General features: G+C 39.2%; 22 protein-coding genes. 8 read left to right on the forward strand and 14 right to left on the reverse strand.

The window, feature by feature from the left end:
* Positions 1–60: 60 nt before the first annotated feature.
* The 4 genes from AC07UV_RS01515 to AC07UV_RS01530 all read right to left on the reverse strand — a co-directional run bounded on the left by AC07UV_RS01515 (position 61) and on the right by AC07UV_RS01530 (position 2,794).
* The gene (locus AC07UV_RS01515; RefSeq protein ID WP_495182476.1) at positions 61–1,149 is read right to left on the reverse strand and encodes a FecR family protein; all 1,089 of its coding nucleotides are present in this window, start codon (positions 1,147–1,149) and stop codon (positions 61–63) included.
* An 86-nt stretch (positions 1,150–1,235) separates the two neighbouring features.
* Positions 1,236–1,802: an RNA polymerase sigma-70 factor gene (locus AC07UV_RS01520; protein ID WP_495182477.1), complete on the reverse strand. Its 567-nt coding sequence runs from the start codon at positions 1,800–1,802 to the stop codon at positions 1,236–1,238.
* Between the two features lie 226 nt (positions 1,803–2,028).
* Positions 2,029–2,424 carry a nuclear transport factor 2 family protein gene (locus AC07UV_RS01525; RefSeq protein WP_495182478.1) on the reverse strand — a complete coding sequence of 132 codons (396 nt, stop codon included), beginning with the start codon at positions 2,422–2,424 and terminating at the stop codon, positions 2,029–2,031.
* Between the two features lies 1 nt (position 2,425).
* A complete protein-coding gene (locus tag AC07UV_RS01530; RefSeq protein WP_495182479.1) occupies positions 2,426–2,794 on the reverse strand; it encodes a hypothetical protein in 369 nt (122 codons plus the stop codon).
* A 128-nt stretch (positions 2,795–2,922) separates the two neighbouring features.
* Between AC07UV_RS01530 and AC07UV_RS01535 the strand changes: the two genes are divergently transcribed.
* A complete protein-coding gene (locus AC07UV_RS01535) occupies positions 2,923–3,930 on the forward strand; it encodes an AraC family transcriptional regulator (RefSeq protein WP_495182480.1) in 1,008 nt (335 codons plus the stop codon).
* A 972-nt stretch (positions 3,931–4,902) separates the two neighbouring features.
* Here the strand turns inward: AC07UV_RS01535 and AC07UV_RS01540 are convergent.
* Positions 4,903–5,463, reverse strand: coding sequence for a GNAT family N-acetyltransferase (locus AC07UV_RS01540; RefSeq protein ID WP_433900636.1), 561 nt, complete (start codon positions 5,461–5,463; stop codon positions 4,903–4,905).
* A gap of 130 nt (positions 5,464–5,593) precedes the next feature.
* On the opposite strand from AC07UV_RS01540, the gene AC07UV_RS01545 reads away from it, so the two are divergent.
* The gene (locus AC07UV_RS01545; protein ID WP_495182481.1) at positions 5,594–6,436 is read left to right on the forward strand and encodes a helix-turn-helix domain-containing protein; all 843 of its coding nucleotides are present in this window, start codon (positions 5,594–5,596) and stop codon (positions 6,434–6,436) included.
* A gap of 17 nt (positions 6,437–6,453) precedes the next feature.
* Here the strand turns inward: AC07UV_RS01545 and AC07UV_RS01550 are convergent, their stop codons facing one another.
* The 3 genes from AC07UV_RS01550 to AC07UV_RS01560 all read right to left on the reverse strand — a co-directional run bounded on the left by AC07UV_RS01550 (position 6,454) and on the right by AC07UV_RS01560 (position 9,008).
* Positions 6,454–6,819: a hypothetical protein gene (locus tag AC07UV_RS01550; RefSeq protein WP_495182482.1), complete on the reverse strand. Its 366-nt coding sequence runs from the start codon at positions 6,817–6,819 to the stop codon at positions 6,454–6,456.
* A 387-nt stretch (positions 6,820–7,206) separates the two neighbouring features.
* The gene (locus AC07UV_RS01555) at positions 7,207–8,265 is read right to left on the reverse strand and encodes a DNA polymerase beta superfamily protein (protein WP_495182483.1); all 1,059 of its coding nucleotides are present in this window, start codon (positions 8,263–8,265) and stop codon (positions 7,207–7,209) included.
* A complete protein-coding gene (locus tag AC07UV_RS01560) occupies positions 8,262–9,008 on the reverse strand; it encodes a nucleotidyltransferase domain-containing protein (protein ID WP_495182484.1) in 747 nt (248 codons plus the stop codon). Before AC07UV_RS01560 ends, AC07UV_RS01555 begins: the two co-directional genes overlap by 4 nt.
* A 761-nt stretch (positions 9,009–9,769) precedes the next feature.
* Between AC07UV_RS01560 and AC07UV_RS01565 the strand changes: the two genes are divergently transcribed.
* From AC07UV_RS01565 to AC07UV_RS01575, 3 genes are all read left to right on the forward strand, one after another.
* Entirely contained in the window at positions 9,770–10,825 is a 1,056-nt protein-coding gene (locus tag AC07UV_RS01565; protein WP_495182485.1) for a 3-oxoacyl-ACP synthase III family protein, read from the forward strand.
* Between the two features lie 977 nt (positions 10,826–11,802).
* A complete protein-coding gene (locus tag AC07UV_RS01570; RefSeq protein ID WP_495182486.1) occupies positions 11,803–12,174 on the forward strand; it encodes an alpha/beta hydrolase family protein in 372 nt (123 codons plus the stop codon).
* A gap of 131 nt (positions 12,175–12,305) precedes the next feature.
* On the forward strand, positions 12,306–12,947 hold the full coding sequence (locus AC07UV_RS01575) for a DUF8737 domain-containing protein (RefSeq protein ID WP_147420299.1): 642 nt from the start codon (positions 12,306–12,308) through the stop codon (positions 12,945–12,947).
* Between the two features lie 34 nt (positions 12,948–12,981).
* Here the strand turns inward: AC07UV_RS01575 and AC07UV_RS01580 are convergent, their stop codons facing one another.
* A complete protein-coding gene (locus tag AC07UV_RS01580; protein WP_495182487.1) occupies positions 12,982–13,350 on the reverse strand; it encodes a VOC family protein in 369 nt (122 codons plus the stop codon).
* A 95-nt stretch (positions 13,351–13,445) separates the two neighbouring features.
* On the opposite strand from AC07UV_RS01580, the gene AC07UV_RS01585 reads away from it, so the two are divergent.
* Positions 13,446–14,708: a metallophosphoesterase gene (locus AC07UV_RS01585; RefSeq protein ID WP_495182488.1), complete on the forward strand. Its 1,263-nt coding sequence runs from the start codon at positions 13,446–13,448 to the stop codon at positions 14,706–14,708.
* 121 nt (positions 14,709–14,829) lie between these two features.
* Here AC07UV_RS01585 and AC07UV_RS01590 read toward each other — a convergent pair whose 3' ends face one another.
* The 5 genes from AC07UV_RS01590 to eat are packed head-to-tail and all read right to left on the reverse strand — an operon-like array spanning position 14,830 to position 20,780.
* On the reverse strand, positions 14,830–16,206 hold the full coding sequence (locus tag AC07UV_RS01590; RefSeq protein ID WP_495182489.1) for an aldehyde dehydrogenase family protein: 1,377 nt from the start codon (positions 16,204–16,206) through the stop codon (positions 14,830–14,832).
* Positions 16,184–16,960 carry a gamma-glutamyl-gamma-aminobutyrate hydrolase family protein gene (locus AC07UV_RS01595; protein ID WP_495182490.1) on the reverse strand — a complete coding sequence of 259 codons (777 nt, stop codon included), beginning with the start codon at positions 16,958–16,960 and terminating at the stop codon, positions 16,184–16,186. Before AC07UV_RS01595 ends, AC07UV_RS01590 begins: the two co-directional genes overlap by 23 nt.
* A complete protein-coding gene (locus AC07UV_RS01600) occupies positions 16,944–18,092 on the reverse strand; it encodes an iron-containing alcohol dehydrogenase (protein WP_495182491.1) in 1,149 nt (382 codons plus the stop codon). Before AC07UV_RS01600 ends, AC07UV_RS01595 begins: the two co-directional genes overlap by 17 nt.
* A gap of 7 nt (positions 18,093–18,099) precedes the next feature.
* Positions 18,100–19,461 (reverse strand): glutamine synthetase family protein, encoded by a 1,362-nt coding sequence (locus AC07UV_RS01605; RefSeq protein ID WP_223582806.1) that lies wholly within the window; start codon positions 19,459–19,461, stop codon positions 18,100–18,102.
* Positions 19,458–20,780, reverse strand: coding sequence for an ethanolamine permease (eat, locus tag AC07UV_RS01610; protein WP_495182492.1), 1,323 nt, complete (start codon positions 20,778–20,780; stop codon positions 19,458–19,460). Before eat ends, AC07UV_RS01605 begins: the two co-directional genes overlap by 4 nt.
* A 189-nt stretch (positions 20,781–20,969) precedes the next feature.
* Here eat and AC07UV_RS01615 point away from each other — a divergent pair, with 189 nt between their 5' ends.
* Entirely contained in the window at positions 20,970–21,227 is a 258-nt protein-coding gene (locus AC07UV_RS01615) for an Lrp/AsnC family transcriptional regulator (RefSeq protein ID WP_495182493.1), read from the forward strand.
* 3 nt (positions 21,228–21,230) lie between these two features.
* On the forward strand, positions 21,231–21,434 hold the full coding sequence (locus AC07UV_RS01620; protein ID WP_495182730.1) for an Lrp/AsnC ligand binding domain-containing protein: 204 nt from the start codon (positions 21,231–21,233) through the stop codon (positions 21,432–21,434).
* Positions 21,435–21,447 lie beyond the last annotated feature (13 nt).

The following is a 21,447-nucleotide window of genomic DNA, read 5'->3' on the forward strand; positions in this document are numbered from 1 at the left end:
AACTGGTGTATCCTTTTTTTGATAGGTTATGTATAGTCTTTATTCATCGTTTATTTAGGGTTAATATAGAATAATTGTGTCATTTTCATGTTTAACACGTATAGCTGGATTAGCCAGTGTAATAGTCTTTAAAGCCATGTCAAGATTATAACCTTCCATAGTTCCTGTGAACGTCGTATTTTCAAGCTCCGTATTGTTAATTATAATATTTCGATTATACCATTTGCTAATTTTAGAAGCGACGATTGACATCGGATCGCCTTCAAACGAGAGCTTATTTTCAAGCCACAAAGTCTCCGATGGCATTTTTTCCCCTTCTTGAATTTGGAGTTCTGTACGTTGTACCAATGGAATGCGAGTTTTTCGCAAGGCCTGCTGAACTAATTTTTCCGCAATAGTTATTTTTTCACCCGGTATCATACGGTAGGTTTCACCATTCGTTCTATCTGTCATTTCGATCGCACCTTCTACGAGTGAAGTCTGTATTTTATGCTCGTCAGGATATGCTCTGATATTGAACCTGGTGCCAAGAACCTTCACTTCAGCGTCTTTGTATGACACAATAAAAGGATGCCTTTTGTCTTTCGCTACCGAGAAGAAACCCTCGCCAATTAATTTGACATGACGATCCTTTTTGTTGAAACCTTTGGCCAAATAAAGTTTACTATCTCCATTCAGCCAAACTGTACTGCCATCTGGAAGATTAAGAATTCTCTTCTCTCCTTTAGCACTACTATAATGCATTCCATACTCAATGGATCTCGCTTGATGTTTATACCACCAAATGCCGGTGGAAAGGATAATTAGTACAGAGGCAGCAGCTAAATAAAAAGGATAGCCCACTTTCTTAACATTTAATTTCAGCGTCTCAAATAAAGATAAGCGTAACGACGGAGTCGCGATCTCCTCGGATTTCACTGTGTTGATTTCTGACTCAGTACTTTCTATCCGTTGCCATATTTGATCAAATGCGGATTCAGTATTTGGGATACTCGATTGCGAAGATTGAACTTTACTTACAATAAAATTATAAAGAACTTTATTTCGACTATCTTCATTGATCAATTTCTCCAAAAGTCGCTTTTCTTCAGGGTTTAGTCTTCCCTCAAGCTGTCTATTTAATAAATCTAGAAATTGATCTTGGTTCATAGTTCCTCTTGAATCTTTAAAATAAGAGCCAAAAGAGGATGAATGTCACCAATTGAAAATGAAATAAAACTACAAACAACTGTATACTAGCTATTTATTTTTTTTAAAGAAATTGATTCTCTTAGGCGACGCAGGGCAAGCTGTATATGCCGATCCACCGTATTTTTGGAAATTTCCATAATAGCGGCCGTTTCGTGGTACGTACAGCCAAGGTCTTTTACGAGGGTAAAAGCCATTTTGCATTTTGAGGGCAGTTCCTCAATAGTTTGTTGTATAATTTTCAGATTCTCATTTGAGATATATTCCTGTTCAACACTTGGAGATTGAAAATTGAAATCAATAATCTCAGAAATATCAACATGAGAGGGTTGTCTTTCAAGATATTTTATGGCATTGTTTCTAACAGATCTAAAGAGATAAGTTTTAATATTTTCTATTTCCATTAACTTATCTTCCAATAGCCACAATTTCATAAATATCTCTGAGATAATATCTTCTACCGGTTCCGACGACTTAATTATGGCGACACCAAACTCATATAGATCGGGATGAAAGCTTTTGAATAAGGTTTTAAATGCAACCTGACTTCGATCGAACGCTATTGCATATCGCAATTCATTCCATAGGAAGGGGGCTTGATTAAAATCCTGCATTTATTTATGAAAAATGGTCTATATAAAATAAAGATATTAATTTTTACACATATACAAGAATACAAAAACCATACTTTTTTAGCCAAATACTATTTTTGGTTTGCTAATTGTTTCAGTTAATAGATTGCATACAACTGTTCAGTTGGTACAGACCCTCCTTATATAAAATGTATAAATTCTTTATTGAATTTATACATTTTATCCTATTCATTAGACAAGGCAACCTTTATAGCAAAGCCTCTGAAACCGCATAACTGTCTTCCAAGAGCGTGTATTCGATAATTTTATGGTTGTGTATCTTCAAGTGAATAAAGAATACAGAACTGACCAGCTTTCCTGTTTCCAACATCTTGGAGGTAAAATTCCCTTTTATAATAGCCTGATCTTCGTTGGTCAATACGGTCTGTATAGCTGCGCTTACAGGTTCAACAGCTGACCATAGTAACTTAAAAAGTTGTTCCACCTCCGGTTTCGACCTTCTCGATCCCAGCCATTTTATCTTTGCTGTATTGCCCGGAATTTCCAGGTAAAACTCTTCAGCAAAAAGATCAACCAGGTTTTTCAGTTCTCGCCGCTGCAAGCTAGCTAGGAAGGTATCCACAAAAGCATTGATATTTTCCATCTCAAATAGTGTTTAGATTTCTGTTTTGCAAATAAGCCATCATTCCAACCCATACGGCAACAGCTAGGATCATAACAGAACCTATCATACTGATTGTATAAAATAAGGAGATGACAGCAATAACGCTGGCAATAACCCAAATAACATCTAGCGTAATGATAAATTTGGTCCAGCTTTTCGAGATAATTTTCTTCATAGCCGTTGCCAGTACAAATACAGAAAACACGATCAGAAAACCTCCCACCAAGATAAATGGACTACTGTGTGGTGTTTTAAATAGTTGTGTAAATAAAGAAGGCATGGTCGCTAATAAGATCCCGGTCATTCCTGAGCTGATCGCATTGGTCAGCAATACATTTTTTAGTGTCATAATTTCTATCTTTTTGTTACTCAAAAGTACTGCTGTACGGACGGCTTTGGATTATCTATAAGCGACAGGGTATTGACATTATGCGACAATCAGATACAAACTGTAAAACATATCATTAGATTTACAGTATGAATTATAGACAGACCATGTTGCAAGCCTTAATTGCCTTTTGTGGCGGGCGTGGGCTAGATAATGCTAGAATTACTGCATTATCTGGGTTTTCGATTGCCCAGTTAATGAACAGCGCCAGGTTTGATATCTCTAACCAACAGGTGGAAAATCTGTGGAAGAACATTGTTCAGTTTTCCAACGATGAGCTGATAGGCTTGCATTTTGGAGCCACAATGCAGTTAGCGGCACTGAATATTGTTGGACAGATTATCCAAACGAGCAGCACCGTGAAAGACGCTCTTCTACAGGTACGATCGATGATGCACGTAGTTACGGATCTTTATACAATGGAAATAGAACTCGGACCTAAAACATGTGTCATCCAATACCTTAAAAATGCAGGTTTTGACCATTTCCAGATGACCCAAAGACAATTCGGGGACTTCCTGATAGCGTTTACAATTTATGAATTGAAAGGGCTGTTGCTTAAAAATCTAAACCCCACGAAGGTTGGTCTACCAAGCTTTCAGAAAGATCGCTACATGGACTACGAGACGATTTTGAAATGTCCAATAGTTAAAGCAGAACATTATATGGTAGAATTTCCCAAAGAATACCTGGACTTTCCGATCATTACAGCCAACTATGAGGTGCAAACTTTGCTCATTAACCAAATGAACAAATTGCAAAATCCAAACGAGTTAACAGGTGCTCTTTCCAAGAGGATATTTAACTACCTTCTAGCGAACTCTTACCTTTACTCACTCTCGATCGAAGCGGTAGCAGGAAATTTCAATGTCAGTGTAAGGACTTTACAACGTAAACTCAAAGATGAGGGAGCATCTTATGTACAAATTGTTGAGGAGGTGCGTAAGTCACTGGCTGTCCATTACATGCAAAACAGCAGTTCTTCGGTAAAAGAAATTTCAACCATTTTGGGCTACGCTGAGCCAAGTGCCTTCGCTCGGGCATTTAAAAAATGGACAGGGAAAACTCCTACAGCATATCGAATAGCTGGTCTCTAGATTAGTATGGTGTTACAATAATATAAAAATTATAAGAATATCCGTGTTTTAGCCTGTTCCAATGGCTCATGCAAAACCACTTAGTTAGAGCTTGAACCAAGAACAAAATATTTATCCAATTCACAATGTAAAAAAAGATGAAAATTAATGTGTTTTAATGGATTTTTAAACTTGAATGATTAAAATAGCCAAAAATATAACCTGAATTCTTATGAGTTTTCCAAGAACTATTATTGTCGCGATTTTAGGTTTTATAAGCCTCCGTTATATTAATCAACAGCAGTATGGAACTTCGTTTATAGTTGATTTCGTTTGGATATTCATTCTAATATGTGATATCCTATTAACCATTTTTGTAATTTTCAAGGATGTCCAAGGATACAAAACGAGTAAAAAGTTAAGTTCCTTTTTACTAACACTTGTGTGCATATGTATCACGATCACTGCCTTTTTACTGAATCATAGTGTAAAAAAGGAACTCAATAGGCCTGTTTTAATGGAATTATATTTTAATGGTGATATAAATGGTATTTGTATTGGGCTACGGAGTGATGGTACTTACATATATGAAAGTGTATTTTTGGTTGGCTCGGATATTTCATATGGAAGATACAAGACCACTGACAGTACCATAACGTTAGATCCTCCTTTCAAAGGCTCAAAAATTGATTATCATAGCTTTAAGCTTATGCCAACAGCGAATGGAATACAGGCAAGTCCCATAGATAAGAACAATAATATTCTTAGCCCCTACTACAATTTTAATATTATTGACCATAGGAAGTGATTTCTGATCCAAACAAACGAACTATTTCTAGCCTTTCATACAAATAAACATGGTCGTGCAACAAAAGAAAAAAATGAGTATTTACCAGAATATATCAGCCCCATTTTTGGGTGAAGCTGATATATCTATATATAGAGTTTAATAATACAGTCCCAAAATATATTTTGAAGTGACACGCAAACCTATTAGAATGAAACCTTACCATAATTAGCCATAGTCCAATCATCACGTGTCAAACGGCTTATATGTTCCTTACGAACCTCGTTCAAAAAGGCATTATGGCTCCCCTCTTCTGTGTGATGATATCTAAATCCACACTTCTCTTGTGCAATCTGAGACTTGGCATTGCCTTCATAATATCCACTCCAGATATTCACCAATCTTAAATCTTCAAAACCATGGCGCACTACTGCACGGATCGCTTCGGGCATTAAACCTCGTCCCCAGAATGGCACCCCTATCCAGTAGGAAATCTCCCCTTCAGCTTCTGTAATTGGGAAATTGCTGTTCTTCCCCAAAATTAAACCAATCATTCCAATGGCAATATTATCTTCTTTCAGTGCAATCGCAAATACCCCAGCCTGTGCAAATATTGTATTGATGATCTCCCTGCTCTGCTCCACACTCGTATGTGGTGGCCACCCCGCTATTGGTCCTACATTAGCGTCTTTGGCATAATGATATAAATCTGCAGCATCGGTCTCCTTAAATGGTCGCAAAATCAATCTTTCTGTTTCTAAAATCATAATAATCTATTTTTTTATTAGTACGTTGCAAAGATATAGGGACTTTACAGGCTTATATAAACAAAACCTGTGTAAAATGGGTACTTTTGAAAACTATAAAGAAGTATAAACTGCTAAAAAAATATTCAAAGTGCTTATCGCAATCCAGCATAAATTATTTGCCAATATGATTAAAGGAAAGGAAATTGTCAGCCTTGGAGAAAGTACCTTGAGAGAAAGTCTCGGTTACCCTTTACCCCTTAGTTACACCAATCTTATCGTTTGCCTTAAAGGCAGTGCCGTGGTGAATGTAGATTTTAAAAATTATCTACTCAAACCCAACGATATCATGGTTTTAGCGGAAGACAGTATCACTGGTGTGCAACGCTTATCGAGTGATTTTAGCGCCTTTTACTGTTTTGTAGACAAAGAAATGGCATCTGAGGTCGCCTATGATTTACCAAATGAACTTTTCTTATTTCTGCACCAATCGCCGTTGTGCCGACCCCAGCCCGAGCAAGCTATTTTACTGAAAATGTGGATAGAACAAATCAAATATATAAAGGCGGCATCTACGGTCCATCAGCATACAATGCTGCGAAATCATTTACAAAACATCTTTCTCTATATCGCTGAAGCGATGCCAGTAACGGGGATCAACACAATGCGGCAATATAGCCATACTGAAAGATTATGTTGGAAGTTTTGGGATCTCGTTGGTAAGTATAGTACTGAGCAACGCAGTGTCGCATTTTATGCCAACAAATTAAACATTACCCCATTTTATTTATCACAAATCATCAAAGATTTCTTGAATGACTCTCCAAAAGGATTGATTGATAGACAGGTTACATTGGAAATAAAGGCTCTCTTGCGCAGCACAGATTTATCCATTAAAGAGATTGCATACCGTCTCAATTTTGAAGACAGTTCGTATTTGACACGTTATTTTAAGAAACAAACAGGTATGACCTTAACGCAATACAGAGAATAATTTATGGGAACGCTTGATCATTCCCATACCTCCCATTCCCCACGCTGGAAATCATACTTTGCGTATTCCCCACTGTCAGTAAATTCTGAAGCGACCATTCCTACTTCAAAAATTGAGTTTGCATTCCAGCTTGCTGTAAAGTAGAGGGCATTTCCGGTTAATAAGGCAGTGCCAAAATCACCATCGGAATGGCTAAAATGTAGACCATGATCATCCTCTCCTGTGATCTTGTAGTTGTAGCTTAAAAGTCGCTCTTTAAGCTCTTGAAACTGTTGTCCAGTAAAAGGAACAAGGTTTTCCTCTTTTTCGAAAAAATCCGCATCATGAGCATTTTCCTCCCTTACCTTTGTTTCAGTCCTGTATAGTGAAATATCGTAACTCATCTGTTTTGAAATGTTTTTATTATTCTTTTTCAATTGGCATATTTTGACAAATGCTGACCGAGTCTTGTGGTACTCTATAAGATCCCTTGTAACGCATTAAACCCCAAAATACCATTATTCAATTTTACTCATAGCCTTTCCAGCAACCGAAATATGCACTTTTAATTAGCTTTATAAATATAGTAAGTAATGATCCTGAATACCAGATAGATTTATGATTCGGAGGGTAGGACTTAATATCTGTCCAAAATAATCGATTATTTGCAGCATCATTAATTTCAAATTAAGCTTCTTGAACAGACCACACATATCGATTGTGGAGATCTATCGCAACTTGAGGCGAACTTCAATCAATCGATGAGGTTGCGCCTCGAAGTAGGACAAACATCAGCAGTAGAGTTCTTCCCGTAATTCCACCAAAAGTTTTGTCAGCATAGCCTGATCCGGTGCCGCTGGAAGCATGCTCGATAAAGAAAGATCCTGTATCTCTTTAAAAAGCTGTTGGGAGCGCAGAAAAAGTTCCTCATAACTGTATGTTCCACTTTTAATGAGCAGGAGCTCTTCCCTATTTGGCCGATGTACATGCAATTCACCATTGAACAAGATCTCTTTTGCCTGTTCCAACAAGCGGATCGTGTGCATCATGTTTTTGGCATCATACCCCTGACCATGGCCCACTGTGCCCTGAAAACGAACCTCATTGCGTTTGGCCACCCAAGTAAAGTACTCATTGTAAGTCTTACAATAGGAAGAATAGGCTTCATGGTTAACAAAGAGATATGCACTGGACGTTTGATCCTTTGCAATCGAGCTACAGGAGACCTCATCGCTTGCTGTGGATGAGATAATACCTTTGTATCCGAACTTTCCTGTCAAATCATAAAACAATGCATACATGCCTTTGGTATGGTCTATCTTTGCCAATCCACAATTTTCCTGTTTCCATTGGCGATTGACCAACCATTGTTTCAACTGTTGACTACCATTCCCTTCGACTACAAAACAGAAATCAAGCAAGCTTTTACGTTCCTTGTCCATGGGGTTGTTAATTTTCTTGTTCAATCCTTTCGCCTTATGTACCTGAACCATTGCGTATTGGGCAAAAGTAGTCACCGCCTCGCGAGTCATAAATTCCTGAATATTAAACCGTTCAAAGATCGGATCTTTGTATAAGAGACATTCATCGGCACTAGCCAGAAGTTCCAATATATTGGGATTGCTTTTGGAAAGGAGTTCCACAAAACGCCCCACTTCATAATAAACCTCATCATTACTCGAATTGGCAACTTGAGCAATATATTTATTTCCAAAAAAATATTCGCGCGGTAAATAAAAGACGCCCTTGATATCTGTATCCGAAGTAGCGGTCGCCAGTCCATAAGCCCGACTTCCGACCACTGCCTCAAACAAGATCAGTCCTTTATCCCTAAGTTCATGTATAGTCATTTCAGTATAGTTTTAAAGTAATCTTCTAGCTCCTCCTTATGGAGCTTAACCATTGGAAGATCATGCACTTCATGTTCCAAATGATTAAATCTTTCTTCCAGATAATCTTTTATTATTGCGGGACAGCTAAAGTTGAAACCTTCGTCTACCTCACTCTTCAATTGTACTAATTTCGCGACTTCGGTTCGTATACCCTTTGGCATTAATCCAGATAAATCGACTAAAGCCATTGGTGCATAAGAACGGTAGGTGATACACCACTCTGCAGCCAGCAAAGATCGCAAGATATAAAACAGGGTCTTGAGTCGTATAGTCCCACCGCAGAGATCGCCGATCTTACTACGAACTATTCCCAGATAATGATGCGCTTGTCTGCGCGCACTAAAATAGTCTTCGATCAATGGCAGAAAACCTTCTTTAAATCCGGAAGTTTCGTGATATACAATTGGTGACTGTATCCATTCGAATGGGCTAACATTGCTTTTGTACAACAACGCCAGGACTTTAATTAGATCCCAACCGGATATATCCAGTTCTCCGGTTATTGGATAGCGCAATTCTGTTTCCAACGGAAAAACGCTGGAATAATCTGAAGGTTTCCTTATGTAGAAAAACCGAACATCATAATCACTATCTGTTGAAGGGAATCCCCAACCACGACTCCCCGATTCACAGGCAAACAGTATACTTATACCTTCTATTTCCGCTATTTCATTTAGCCTATTTTTTATCTTTGTTTCCATGTTTGATACTTTTATGTGTTTTTCCTTTTTCGTTGTCACAAATATCAAACTGGGATACTGTAGCCTTTTTGCGTATCCAAAAAAACAGATAAAAATTTTTATATCTAACTTATTTACAGCAAGATATTTTTACATAAAAAAACACGCTACATAAGCTATTCCTTAAGTACGCAGGTAGAATACGTAGTTTTTCCATCGCATGGTATCTCTTAGTTCAGTAGGTATCTTATTGTTTGATTTCATTACTTTTTGATCACCCATTTTTTTGATCAGAGACAACGATCTTTATATAACTCATTTTCCAGTTAAATTACGTGGTATTACCTATAAAAATCAGGGGTTCAGCGAAAGTAAATCTGCAAATAAAATAAAAACTATTTTATATAGATCGATAGCTGCCATAACACGATTGATATCCGCCCCGATGGAGTAAATTTATGTAAGATGCTATTTCCCGAAATCACGATGACAGACAGCTTACTAAGCTTATCTGAGGACCCAAGATCTCGAAATGCGTAGCCCCTCATTATGAATTTGGTATACATTTCCAGCATATATTCCGAAAACAATGATCGAGTTTCCTTTTATTTAACTTGTATAGGGATATCTTAAATAATTTTGGTAAATTAAGCAAAAGAAGGCTCAGTCAAGAAAATGTCTACATTGAAATTTATAAATCACTGGGCATCGTAACCAATTGCTGCTGTCCACAAAGAACAATACAAAAACAAACTCAATAATTGAGAAACGGAGGGAAATTAATGAATATAAAAATTATTGGGTCAGGTAGCTATCTTCCGGACAATAAAATCAATAACGCAAATTTTGAAGATCGTATTTTTTTGGATGAGGCTGGTGAGCCTATCAAATACCCTGAATCCATTATAGGTAAGTTTAAAGATATTACTGGCATTGAGGAACGTCGTTATGCAAATAATGATCAGGTGGCTTCTGATCTAGCGTCTATTGCCGCAGAGCGGGCAATCACTAATGCAGACATCGATCAAGAGACACTTGATTATATTATCGTCGCACATAACTATGGCGATGTACCCTATGGAAAAGTTCAATCGGATACTGTTCCCAGTCTGGCAACACGAGTCAAGAAAAAATTAGGTATACGAAATCCACATTGTATCGCCTATGATCTTTTGTTCGGTTGTCCGGGCTGGAATGAAGGCGTGATACAAGCTAATGCGTTTATCAAATCAGGCATGGCTAAACGCTGTTTGGTTATCGGTACCGAGACTCTTTCCCGTGTCGTAGATCCATACGATCGTGATTCAATGATCTATGCTGATGGTGCTGGCGCAGTTATCGTAGAAGCGACAACAGAGGAGGCAGGATTACTATCTTTTGAAAGTGCAACTTATGCATTTGATGAGGCCGACTATCTTTATTTTGGAGGCTCCTTTAACAGCCAACATGAAGAAGGCACCCGTTACATTAAGATGAAGGGACGAAAGATATATGAATTCGCGCTGAGTAAGGTTCCTTTAGCCATGCAAGTCTGCATAGAGAAAGCTAATCTTGACATTAATGCCATAAAAAAGATATTAATTCATCAGGCCAATGAGAAAATGGATGAGGCCATTATTTCGCGATTCTATGGATTATATCATATGCAGCCGCCAGAGGATATCATGCCGATGTCCATTCATAAATTTGGGAACAGCAGTGTTGCAACTATTCCAACACTCTATGATTTAATTAGGCAGGGAAAAATTGAAGGACATTCATTCAATAAAAATGATATCATCTTATTTGCCTCGGTAGGTGCAGGAATGAATATCAATGCATTCACCTATAGACTTTAGCAATTCGTCAACATGTCTAGTCAATTTACTTTCAATGAGCGGAAACAAAACAAGCTCAATCTTATGAAAGGAGTTTTTTAAACAACTAAGAGTTGTTTTAAATTTTATACTAAAAGAGCGAGCAAAAGCGTGGTCTAATATTCCACTCTTTATACTCGCTCCAAATTAATAATCTACCATTATTAAATTAAGCTAACTTCTACAATTGCTTATTTCTTTTTTTTACGAAAGACATTATCTGTTAGATCCTTTGAAATCGAGTCCTTTTCTTTTTGATATGACGACTGTGTTTTCTCTTTCGTACTTTTTTCCTTTTTTTGATCTTTACTCATGACTTATAATATTTACATTGTGAGGGTGCGTCCCATAACCATGGGTACATGAATTGTGGGGATTAAACTTGAGTGTGGTTGGTTCTAAACAGAAAATTTCACGATGATATAATTGGAGAAATTTAAAGATAAAACGAGAAGCTTTTATCATGTTTGGTTTGTCGAATGGGTTATATGAATAACAAACCTTATTCCTAAAGATACAAATAATAACTGATATCCCATCAATCCCAAAGGTTTATTAACAATAGCATAGCTTTATCAGCTCATCTCCTATCCAGAAAATAGCAAGGTATCCGATTTTTGTGTGGTTTATCGCTTGCGGAACTTGTCTTTGATCATCTTGTTACCTTCCTATGAACAGTAATTATGGTATTTATTTCAGTAATTCATATAACTTTATATACTAGCGTATTTCGCAATTTTGAAAAAGATATAATTTCAATAAGATCCTAAAGAAAAAAATGCGTTAAACTTTAGGTAATATCCCGAAGGAGAAGCATTCACTCGGAAGAAACGGATTAATTGTGTCGATCGTGTTAGTATATTGGTAACACATTAACAGGGGGCGGCCCGGGATGGTCTACGGCAATTAAAAACAGCCGAGTTAAAGCCGTTGTCGCCTTTGAACCATATAGCAGCTTCATGTTTCCGAAAGGCGAACTGCCACAACCAATCCAATCCACAGGACTTTTTGGTGAGCTCAAAGGTGTTGAAATTCCATTAGCAGATTTCGAAAAACTCACCAAAATTCCCATCGTGATTTACTACGGAGATAATATTGCCAAACAGCCCAGCAAAGTCTGGAATATGGATCACTGGCGTTCAGGACTAGAAATGGCCAGAATATGGGCGGCAACAATCAATAAACATGGGGGTGACGCCACTGTCGTCCATCTTCACGAGGTCGGTATTCATGGAAATACACACTTCCCCTTTTCTGACCTGAATAATATTGAAGTCGCCAACCACCTATCAAAATGGCTGAAAGAGAAACGGTTGAGCTCAACTGATTAAATTTAAGATTCGACCAACGGCATAAGTTAGCAAAACTATAGGATAATTTTTCTGAGAGTCAAAATACTTGCCCTAGGACAAGTATTTCAAAGAGAATTTCTTGTAGTTTTATATCGTAAATCTGCATTTCTATGCCTGTAGTTTTTTCCGTTTCCACTTTAGCATGCCTCATTTTATTTGGACTCGCTTCTCCCAATAAAATGGTGGTCATTCCTATTGCAATATGGGCATTTGCACTCTCAGCGGTGTCATCCCTTAATATTTTTCTGATTTTCCCACCTACTTTTGTACTTGTCTTGGTGAGCGCGCTCTTACTGAGTATCAGTTACTATAGATTATCAAAAAATTTAAGCTTGAACGCTTATTATCTGCTTGGTATCCATATCATCAGACTCCCTATTGAATTCATTATTTTTCAACTTTTTAAGCATAAAATGCTGCCTATAGAAATGACATTTTTGGGTTGGAACTATGATCTATTTTTCGGCATTACTGCCGTTCTATTTTTAATCTTTAGTAGCTTCAATCCAAAAATACTAACATCTGCATTTTTCAAAGCATGGAATATTTTGGGCATCTGTTCACTACTAGCTGTTGTGGTCATTGGCATATTATCATCGCCATTACCTTTACAGTCAATAGCATTTGATCAACCTAATATTGCTGTGCTACAGTTTCCTTATGTCTTGCTTCCAACAATCATAGTACCTATAGTAATGTTATCACACTTTCACCTGCTGGGAAACAGCGCTATTGCTGAACACCAAGAATAAACTGATGCTAACAACATAGCCTGAAATCAACATTTTATCGCTTTTGCTGCAAATTGAACACGGTACCTGCAGGGTCGGTAATCCAATGCATATTTTCCGGAAGTTCCTCAATTTCGTCACAGGTTTCCACCCCACTTGACAATAGATAATCGGTCGCTTCAGCAACATCCGGAACAGTAAGCTGCAACCAAGTTTCGGAATGGGTGTAGTTATCCACACAATCCAGCCAAATAATATTGTGCCCAAACTTCACCTCATGTGTCCTGGAGACCGTTGGGTTATCGATCGGCTTCTCCTCGACATCCAATTTCAGAATATCCCTGTAAAAAGTTACCGTCTTTTCATATTTATTTTTGGGAATTTTTATGGCAATATTAATCCCAGCTTCAAATTTTGTGTTCATATTTACTATTTTTAACAAGAATACAAGATAAATAAATTATTTAGTCAAGACGCTTGCCCTATGGCAAGATTTGGTTCAGACAAACAAACTTTTATATGATCCCACAGCTATACACTTACTTAAAAATCATCTTTATATTTCTTCTTTTTGATATTTTAATATATTTAAGGTTACGTAGACTGGCCGTATGGAAATCACAACCATTAATCGCAAATGTAATCTGGTGGTTATTGAGTATTTTCTCTTATGTCTGCATATTCTTGAATTTATTTTTCGAGTGGAACAATTTTTTCGCCGCTTGTTTCATGTTCTTCCCTATTTCATTATTACTTGCAAAGGCAATCCTTCTTTTCTCCATCGGCGTGGATATACTTTCGATATTTTTTAGAAATATTGGCAGACGACTAACAAACAATAACACAATACCAGATGCAAATAAAAAGACCATAGGAAGATCTGATTTCATTATCAAAAGTGGTCTTTTGTTAAGTAGTATCCCTTTAGTCGCTTTAACCCGTGGTTTTATATCCAATCTCTATGATTACCAAATCAAACAGGTCAATTTGATTTTACCCGATCTTCCACAATCGTTCGAGGGCAAGATCATCGCTCAGATTTCTGACATACACGCTGGCAGTCTTTATAATTTAAATGCCGTAAAAAAGGGTATAAGCCTATTGCTTTCACAAAAGCCAGATATCATTTTCTTCACAGGAGATCTGGTGAATGACTTTGCCGATGAGATGGATGACTACCTCTCCATATTTGGTAAGCTAACGGCCCCCTTGGGTGTCTTTTCTATTTTGGGAAATCACGACTATGGGGACTATCATTTTAATAGGTTCCATTTCAACAATGAGCGTAAGTTGACCAAACAGCAGAACCTGAGCAATGTAAAAGATATCCATCGCAAACTTGGCTGGCAGCTCCTGTTAAACGAGTCGAAGGAGATTGTCGTAAATAATGAAAAAATCACGCTTGTAGGTGTAGAGAACTGGGGGGCAAACAACCCGCACAATTATGGCGACCTCGATCTGGCCATGTCCAAGGTTGATCCTTCTTCACCTATCAACTTCCTCCTTTCACATGACCCGTCACATTGGAGGGCTGAGGTATTACCAAAATATCCGATGATCGATGTCACCTTTAGCGGACACACACATGGTGGTCAATTCGGCTTTAGCAATCCAGATTATCAGTGGAGCCCAATTAAATATGCTTATCGTGAATGGGCCGGTCTGTATCGGGAAAAACATCAATCACTTTATGTGAATGTAGGTTTCGGCTACCTGGATTACCCCAGTCGAGTGGGAATATTACCTGAGATCACGATATTCCATTTAAAAAGTAAGGTTTAATACGATGTCATAGACGACAGTATTAAACCTTACAGAAATAAACAGATGTTTTTTCAAAAAACGACTTAAAACTTTGAAATTAGGGAATCAATTCCCTACAAACGATCTTTAGACAAAAAATCTATGGTCGCAGATGGTATGCTTTGGGCTGAACAAAAGCGCGGATTCCCTGCGCAGATAGGGTTGATCCCAGCCCTGAGTTTTTTCGTCCAGACCAAGGGACGTTGGGACTTACCCGATCACAGCAATTCCAATACACTGTTCCCGTGTTCATTTTTTCCAGTATTGCCATGGCCCTATCCTGATCAGCTGAAAATACGGCTGCAGTCAGGCCATACGTGGTATCCTGCATTAGATGGATCGCCTCATCATCTGAAGTCACCTTTTGGATGCCGATCAACGGGCCGAAACTCTCCTCCTTCATCAATTCCATGTCGTGATTGCAATACTCAAAAACTGTAGGTGCATAGTAATAACCTGTATCTTCCAGTGTATGCCCCCCCAGGCGCAAGGTTGCTCCCTTTGCAAGCGCGTCTTTTACTTGGGCATCAAGCACAGTCAGCTGAGCGGCTCTGGTTAGTGGCCCGATAAATACATCTTGCTTCATCGGATCTCCAATGGTATAAGAGGCTACTTCTTCAACAAAAGCTTCAACAAACTGATCGTATATCTTGTCCGAGACATAAATCCGCTCAACAGCACAACAGCTTTGTCCATTATTGTAAAATGCGCCTTCTGCGGCAAGAATTGCGGCCTTCTTAATATCCACGATATCATCGGCAACATACAGCGGATCCTTCCCCCCTAGTTCCAATTGGACGGGAACTAATTTATGCGCTACTGTGGTCGCAATATGGAGACCAGTCTTATATGACCCTGTAAAAAAATAGCCATCCAGAGGTAGCTCCAATAATTGCTGGCCGATCTCGGCATCTCCGACAACACATTTGAATACATCCTGGGGAATACCCGCTTGATACAGATATTTCTCAAACTGTATACCTGTACCAGTAGCAAACTCTGATGGCTTATAAAGCACCGCATTGCCAGCTACAAGTGCATATAGAAATACATTAAACCCAACATTATAAGGGAAATTCCATGCGGAAATATTGGCGATCAGCCCCAGTGGTTCATACACAATCTTTTCGTGGGTTGCCCCAGTTGTTGTAATGAGTTCCTCAGAAAGCCATTTAACCGCATTTGTCCGAAGATGTTCGATACGGTTCTGCGCCCCTACAATTTCGTTTAGCGACTGGGTAATAGGTTTTCCCGTTTCCTTCGTCAGTATTTCGGCAAGTTCTTGTTTATTGGCCAGAATTAACTGTCCAAAGGCAATTATGCAGTCTAAACGTTGTTGTAATGGCACTTTTGCCCAAGAAAGTTGTCCTTTTTTTAAAAGAGCGACCGCTGTATCTAATTCGGATGCTGTGATAACAGGGATCACAGCATCTACCTCCCCCGTAGCGGGGTTTCTAATTTCTATGTTGTTTTGCATGTTCTAGAAAAACATTAAAAATCAATTCTTCATCCAACAGTTCTCCGGCTTGCGTAGCAGAAAACTCCGGATGCCATTGTACACCCATCACTTTACCTGGAGCTGCTTTGGTATATCCAAATGCCTCGATAAAACCATCATCCGAATGAGCGTATACTTCCAAATCTTGTCCAAGCTGTTTGACCGCCTGATGATGTACGGTGTTTACCTTGGGATTAGCAACATGTCCATACAAATCCCCAAGCAAGGTTCCAGGTACAAAGTTTATGGGATGATTAATCGTATCGTATAATTCTGCCGACCGATGGGCTCCTGCTCCAGGTTTCTGTGAAGGAATATCCTGATAAAGTGAACCCCCAAAATAGACATTCATCAATTGAAATCCTCGGCAGATACCCAATATGGGCTTCTCCTTCCTGATCGCATAATCCAATATCTTTAGTTCATACTGATCCCGGTAAGCGTCTCCTCTCCACTTCCCTATGGGATCCTCACCGTATTGCGCTGGAGCAATATCGCTCCCCCCCTGGAGGATGATACCATCCATCTGATCAATAATATCCGTCAACAGCTCCCCCTCTAAATCGGGAAGCAGCACCGGAAGTACGCCTTTTTTCCCTATCCAACGGGCCATATCATTTTCCATATAGCTCAGTGATTTAGGACCAAAGACTGTACGTTCCTTGTCAGGATAAAAGAAGCAGGCGCTTATACCAATTTTGATCATACTATTTTTATTAGAATGCTGTTTCATAAATAGCAAGAAAGTCTTCTGTTGTCACCGGCTTCGGATTTGAAGGATGACAGAAATCCGTGTATGCAAGTTCCGACAATGGTGCAAGATGTTGCTTTTGCACACCGATGGATGATAAATGGGTAGGTAAATCCAGGCGTGTATTCAGTTCAAATAAATAATCCACGACTTTATCGCCAGCGTTATTGCCAATACCGAGCGCTACTGCCATTTTATCAAAACGATCTTCGAATCCCGCATAATTAAATTGCATACCGTAAGGTAGATTAATGGCATTCGCAAGTCCATGATGAGTGTCTAACAACGAGGAAAGAGGATGTGCCAGACTATGGACAATACCCAGCCCCTTTTGAAAGGCCACTGCCCCCATGAGTGAGGCCAAAAGCATCTTCGAACGAGACTGTAAATCAGATTCCTTGGTTGCCTTTTCAATAGCTGTTGCCACCATCGCCATTCCCTCTAACGCTATACCATCACACATCGGATGATATCCTTTTGCTAAATAAGCTTCCATATTGTGTGTGAGGGCATCCATTCCTGTAGCCGCTGTGACGAATGCCGGAAGATCCATCGTGAGGAGCGGATCCGCAAAGACTATTTTCGCCATCAACCTAGGGCTGAACAAAATACGTTTCTTTTTGGTTTCGTCTTCGGAAATAATAGCACTACGACCAACCTCACTTCCAGTACCTGCTGTAGTGGGTACAGTGATTAGATGTGGGATCTCATTGGTTACATAAATATCTCCACCGATAAGATCGTCGTAGTCAAAGAGATCACGATGATGATGTGCACGCAGTGCTATTGCCCGCGCAACATCAAGTGCTGCTCCGCCTCCAACACCGATAATGGAATCCCTATTGTTCCCCCGATAGACATCTCCACCTTGCAGCACATCGGATTTAACCGGGTTTTTGTGCAAATCATGAAACACAATCACGTCTATCCCTCTGCCCGTCAATTTACGCTGGATTTCCTTAAAAAAAGGAAGTTCGGCAATAGTTGGATCCGTTACCAATAAAGGGCGGTTAAGACCATTGCGCAATAGGTAATCCGGTAATTCATTGATCGCTCCTGCACCGAAACGAATCGGTGTCGGAAAATTAAAACCATAAATTTTATCTGTATCCATCTTGCAGTTAAATAATTTCAAAATATCTTTTTGTTTCCCAATCTGTTACTTGTTCTGAAAACTGCCGCCATTCCCATAACCTGGATTTACAGAAGTGGTCAACAAACTTTTCACCGAATAATTCTGATGCTATTTCAGACTGCGCCATCCGGTTCGTAGCCTCATAGAGATTTCTTGGTAAAACGCCATGTTGCAAATCTTTATAACCATTACCCACAGTATACGGATTGTCCAAGGATAGTTTATGCTTGATACCGTAAAGTCCACTCGCTAGGCAGGCCGCTATGGCGAGGTATGGATTAACATCCGAACCAACCACCCGATGCTCAATACGTGTAGCCTTTGGTCCACCATCGATGACCCGCAGGGCCGTAGTCCTATTGTCTATCCCCCAGGTTAAAGTCGTGGGAGCCCAAGCGCCCTCCGTGAGTCTTTTATAGCTGTTAACAGTTGGTGCAAATAAGGGTAGAATATCCCGCAGACAATACAGTTGTCCAGCAAGAAATTGCTTCATCAGTTCACTCATGCCTAACTGATCGTCGGCATCATAAAATAGATTTTTTTCTTTTTTTAGGTCCCAGAGGCTCTGATGTACGTGACCGCTACAGCCCGGTAGTTCTTTCGTCTGCTTGGCCATAAAGCTAGCGACAATACCATGTTTTTTACCGATCTCCTTTACTGCTGACTTAAAGAGTGTAGCCCGATCTGCAGCTTCAAGCGCATTACTGCATTGAATCGCCGCCTCCATTACGCCAGGTCCAGTCTCAGTATGCAAACCTTCCAAGGGAATACCAAACTGTTCGAGCATCGCAAGAAGATCACGAAAGAACCCATAATTATCAGACATCCGCAAGATGGAATAACCGAACATTCCTGAGGTAATCGGTGTCATTTCTTTAAAGCTGTTCTGTGATGCATTGATATCTCCTTTAATAAAATTGAACCATTCAAATTCCTGTGCAAAAATAGGTTTGTAGCCAGCCTGTTCAGACTGTGCTATGATATTTTTTAACAGCGCCCTCGGGCACACATTTTGATCTGTAGCATGTGACGATTCAAAGTCAGCCAGAAAAAATGGAACATCCTCCTGCCAGGGTATCTTTCGGAAGGTATTCCCATCTATACGGGCAGGAAAATCTCCATAACCGGTATGCCAGCCTGTAATTTCCACATTGTCATAAACTTGGTCATTGACATCCCATCCAAACACGACGGAACAAAAGCCGAATTCATTGTCCAATGAAGAGATAAACTTATCACGGTGCATAAATTTGCCTCGCAATACGCCATCAATATCTGCTACGGCGACTTTTACGTGTGTACTCGTACTTGCCTTTAATTTGGAAATAATTTCTTTTTTGTCGATCATGATTTGATGGTTTTATCCTTGTCAAGGAAGATTAAGAAATAGAGGTATGATAAGATGACAAGCCCAAAAAATAGTAAGGCTGTCAATGGGTTGTAGTAAATCATAGCAACCAGGCAGATCAGGGCGATGATCAGCGCAAGCATAGGAAATAAGGGATACAAAGGGACTTTAAATGGGCGCTCTAATGCGGGTTCTTTCTTGCGTAAGGCAAAAAAAGACCACATGGATATAATATAGAGACTGATTGCCCCAAAACAGGCAATGGTAATGATCCCAGCCGTCTTCCCCGTCAGTAGTGCGATTATACCAACAGCCATATTGACCAATAGCGCATTAGCTGGTGTTTTAAAGCGTGAGTGAACTTTTCCTAAGATAGATGGTGCATATCCTACTCGCCCAAATTCAAAAGTGGCACGTCCCCCGGCCAAAATAATACCATGGAACGACGCAATAAGACCCAACAACCCTACCCCAATTAGTAATTTGTATAGAATATGGGAACTATCAATGACGTTGGCAATAGCAAGAGGTAAAGGAGAATCCGAGGCCTCGGTACTTCCCGGTGGATAGACAACTGCTTCCCAACCAGCGACACCAACCGCTGATAAAAATGTAATGATACACAACACGACCAAAGTAACGATAGCTGACCCAAAACCGATCAATACATTTTTCTGTGGATTGATGGTTTCCTCAGCCACATTGGCGACCCCTTCAATGGCTAGAAAAAACCAGATGGCAAATGGAATGGATGCAAAAATGCCTGAATACCCATTGGGAAGTGCATTTTGTTGAAGATTTGAAAATTCAAATGCTGGCAGCGTCACACCGGCGAATATCAATAATTCAATAACCGCAAGGACTGTCACAACCAATTCAAACGAAGCAGCGAGTTTCACACCTAAAATATTCATTGCTGTAAAAATCAGATAGGCTCCGATCGCAAAAGTAAGATAGCCTATCCCAGGATGAAGCAAATGAAGGTAAGCACCTATCGCCGCTGCAATGGCCGGCGGTGCAAAAACGAATTCTATATTTTGAGCAATCCCTGCAACAAACCCCAATTGTTTTCCCAGTCCCCTATTGGCATATTCAAAAGCCCCTCCAGCTTTCGGTATGGCACAAGCCATTTCTGTATAACTGAAGGTAAAGGTGAGGTACATAATTATGACGAATATAGTTGCAATGGCTAACCCTAAGGTCCCTCCTTCTGCCAGACCAAGGTTCCATCCAAAATACATTCCTGAAATTACATACCCTACCCCCAATCCCCACAACATGACGGGGCCAAGGACTTTCTTTAATTGGGGATCACTCATAATTCTTTTTCTAGGTTGGTAATTGATATTAAGTAATATGAATTTACTACTTTAAATTAAATTATAGTGTTAAATACCTGCAATTAAACTTATTTTAGTAAAATTATATTGAAATATTATTATTTTTAGATTTGCTATTCCAACGACAGGCTTATACCCCTTTGTTTTTAGATTTAAATTACTACAACAATGAAATTAGATGAAAAAGATCTTATGATCTTGGACCTTTTGCAACAGGATGCCAACATGAGTAACAAGGAAATTTCCGATCGAGTCAACTTATCCATGACTCCTGTATACGAACGGATTAAGAAGTTGACGGCTACAGCTGTGCTCAAACAAAAGGTATATTTGCTGGATCGAAGAAAACTGGACCTGAACCTGATGGTTCTTGTATCGATCAGTATGGAAAAGCATTCAAACGAAAGTGCTTTGCTATTTATGTAAGAAATACAGAAATTTCCGGAAGTGGTCGAATGCTTCCATGTGACAGGAGCTTTTGATTATCAGCTCAAGGTTATGGTCAGAGATGTCGACCATTATCATGAATTTAACTTCAATAAGCTTGCAACGATTAAAGGAATCAGACATATGGAAAGCTATTTTGTCATGAAAGAAATTGTCAACGCGACACGACTTCCACTTTTCCTTTAACGATCTTCATCTG

Source organism: Sphingobacterium sp. GW821-FHT03E03 (assembly GCF_059420745.1).

Bases quoted from the DNA above. Each gene is read 5' to 3' on its own strand.
- AC07UV_RS01585 (WP_495182488.1), top strand. From the start codon at position 13,446: ATGATCCCACAGCTATACACTTACTTAAAAATCATCTTTATATTTCTT.
- AC07UV_RS01515 (WP_495182476.1), bottom strand. From the start codon at position 1,149: ATGAACCAAGATCAATTTCTAGATTTATTAAATAGACAGCTTGAGGGA.
- AC07UV_RS01570 (WP_495182486.1), top strand. From the start codon at position 11,803: ATGTTTCCGAAAGGCGAACTGCCACAACCAATCCAATCCACAGGACTT.
- AC07UV_RS01580 (WP_495182487.1), bottom strand. From the start codon at position 13,350: ATGAACACAAAATTTGAAGCTGGGATTAATATTGCCATAAAAATTCCC.
- AC07UV_RS01565 (WP_495182485.1), top strand. From the start codon at position 9,770: ATGAATATAAAAATTATTGGGTCAGGTAGCTATCTTCCGGACAATAAA.
- AC07UV_RS01595 (WP_495182490.1), bottom strand. From the start codon at position 16,960: ATGAAACAGCATTCTAATAAAAATAGTATGATCAAAATTGGTATAAGC.
- AC07UV_RS01555 (WP_495182483.1), bottom strand. From the start codon at position 8,265: ATGACTATACATGAACTTAGGGATAAAGGACTGATCTTGTTTGAGGCA.
- AC07UV_RS01600 (WP_495182491.1), bottom strand. From the start codon at position 18,092: ATGGATACAGATAAAATTTATGGTTTTAATTTTCCGACACCGATTCGT.
- AC07UV_RS01560 (WP_495182484.1), bottom strand. From the start codon at position 9,008: ATGGAAACAAAGATAAAAAATAGGCTAAATGAAATAGCGGAAATAGAA.
- AC07UV_RS01550 (WP_495182482.1), bottom strand. From the start codon at position 6,819: ATGAGTTACGATATTTCACTATACAGGACTGAAACAAAGGTAAGGGAG.
- AC07UV_RS01540 (WP_433900636.1), bottom strand. From the start codon at position 5,463: ATGATTTTAGAAACAGAAAGATTGATTTTGCGACCATTTAAGGAGACC.
- AC07UV_RS01535 (WP_495182480.1), top strand. From the start codon at position 2,923: ATGAATTATAGACAGACCATGTTGCAAGCCTTAATTGCCTTTTGTGGC.
- AC07UV_RS01615 (WP_495182493.1), top strand. From the start codon at position 20,970: ATGAAATTAGATGAAAAAGATCTTATGATCTTGGACCTTTTGCAACAG.
- AC07UV_RS01575 (WP_147420299.1), top strand. From the start codon at position 12,306: ATGCCTGTAGTTTTTTCCGTTTCCACTTTAGCATGCCTCATTTTATTT.
- eat (WP_495182492.1), bottom strand. From the start codon at position 20,780: ATGAGTGATCCCCAATTAAAGAAAGTCCTTGGCCCCGTCATGTTGTGG.
- AC07UV_RS01520 (WP_495182477.1), bottom strand. From the start codon at position 1,802: ATGCAGGATTTTAATCAAGCCCCCTTCCTATGGAATGAATTGCGATAT.
- AC07UV_RS01605 (WP_223582806.1), bottom strand. From the start codon at position 19,461: ATGATCGACAAAAAAGAAATTATTTCCAAATTAAAGGCAAGTACGAGT.
- AC07UV_RS01525 (WP_495182478.1), bottom strand. From the start codon at position 2,424: ATGGAAAATATCAATGCTTTTGTGGATACCTTCCTAGCTAGCTTGCAG.
- AC07UV_RS01530 (WP_495182479.1), bottom strand. From the start codon at position 2,794: ATGACACTAAAAAATGTATTGCTGACCAATGCGATCAGCTCAGGAATG.
- AC07UV_RS01590 (WP_495182489.1), bottom strand. From the start codon at position 16,206: ATGCAAAACAACATAGAAATTAGAAACCCCGCTACGGGGGAGGTAGAT.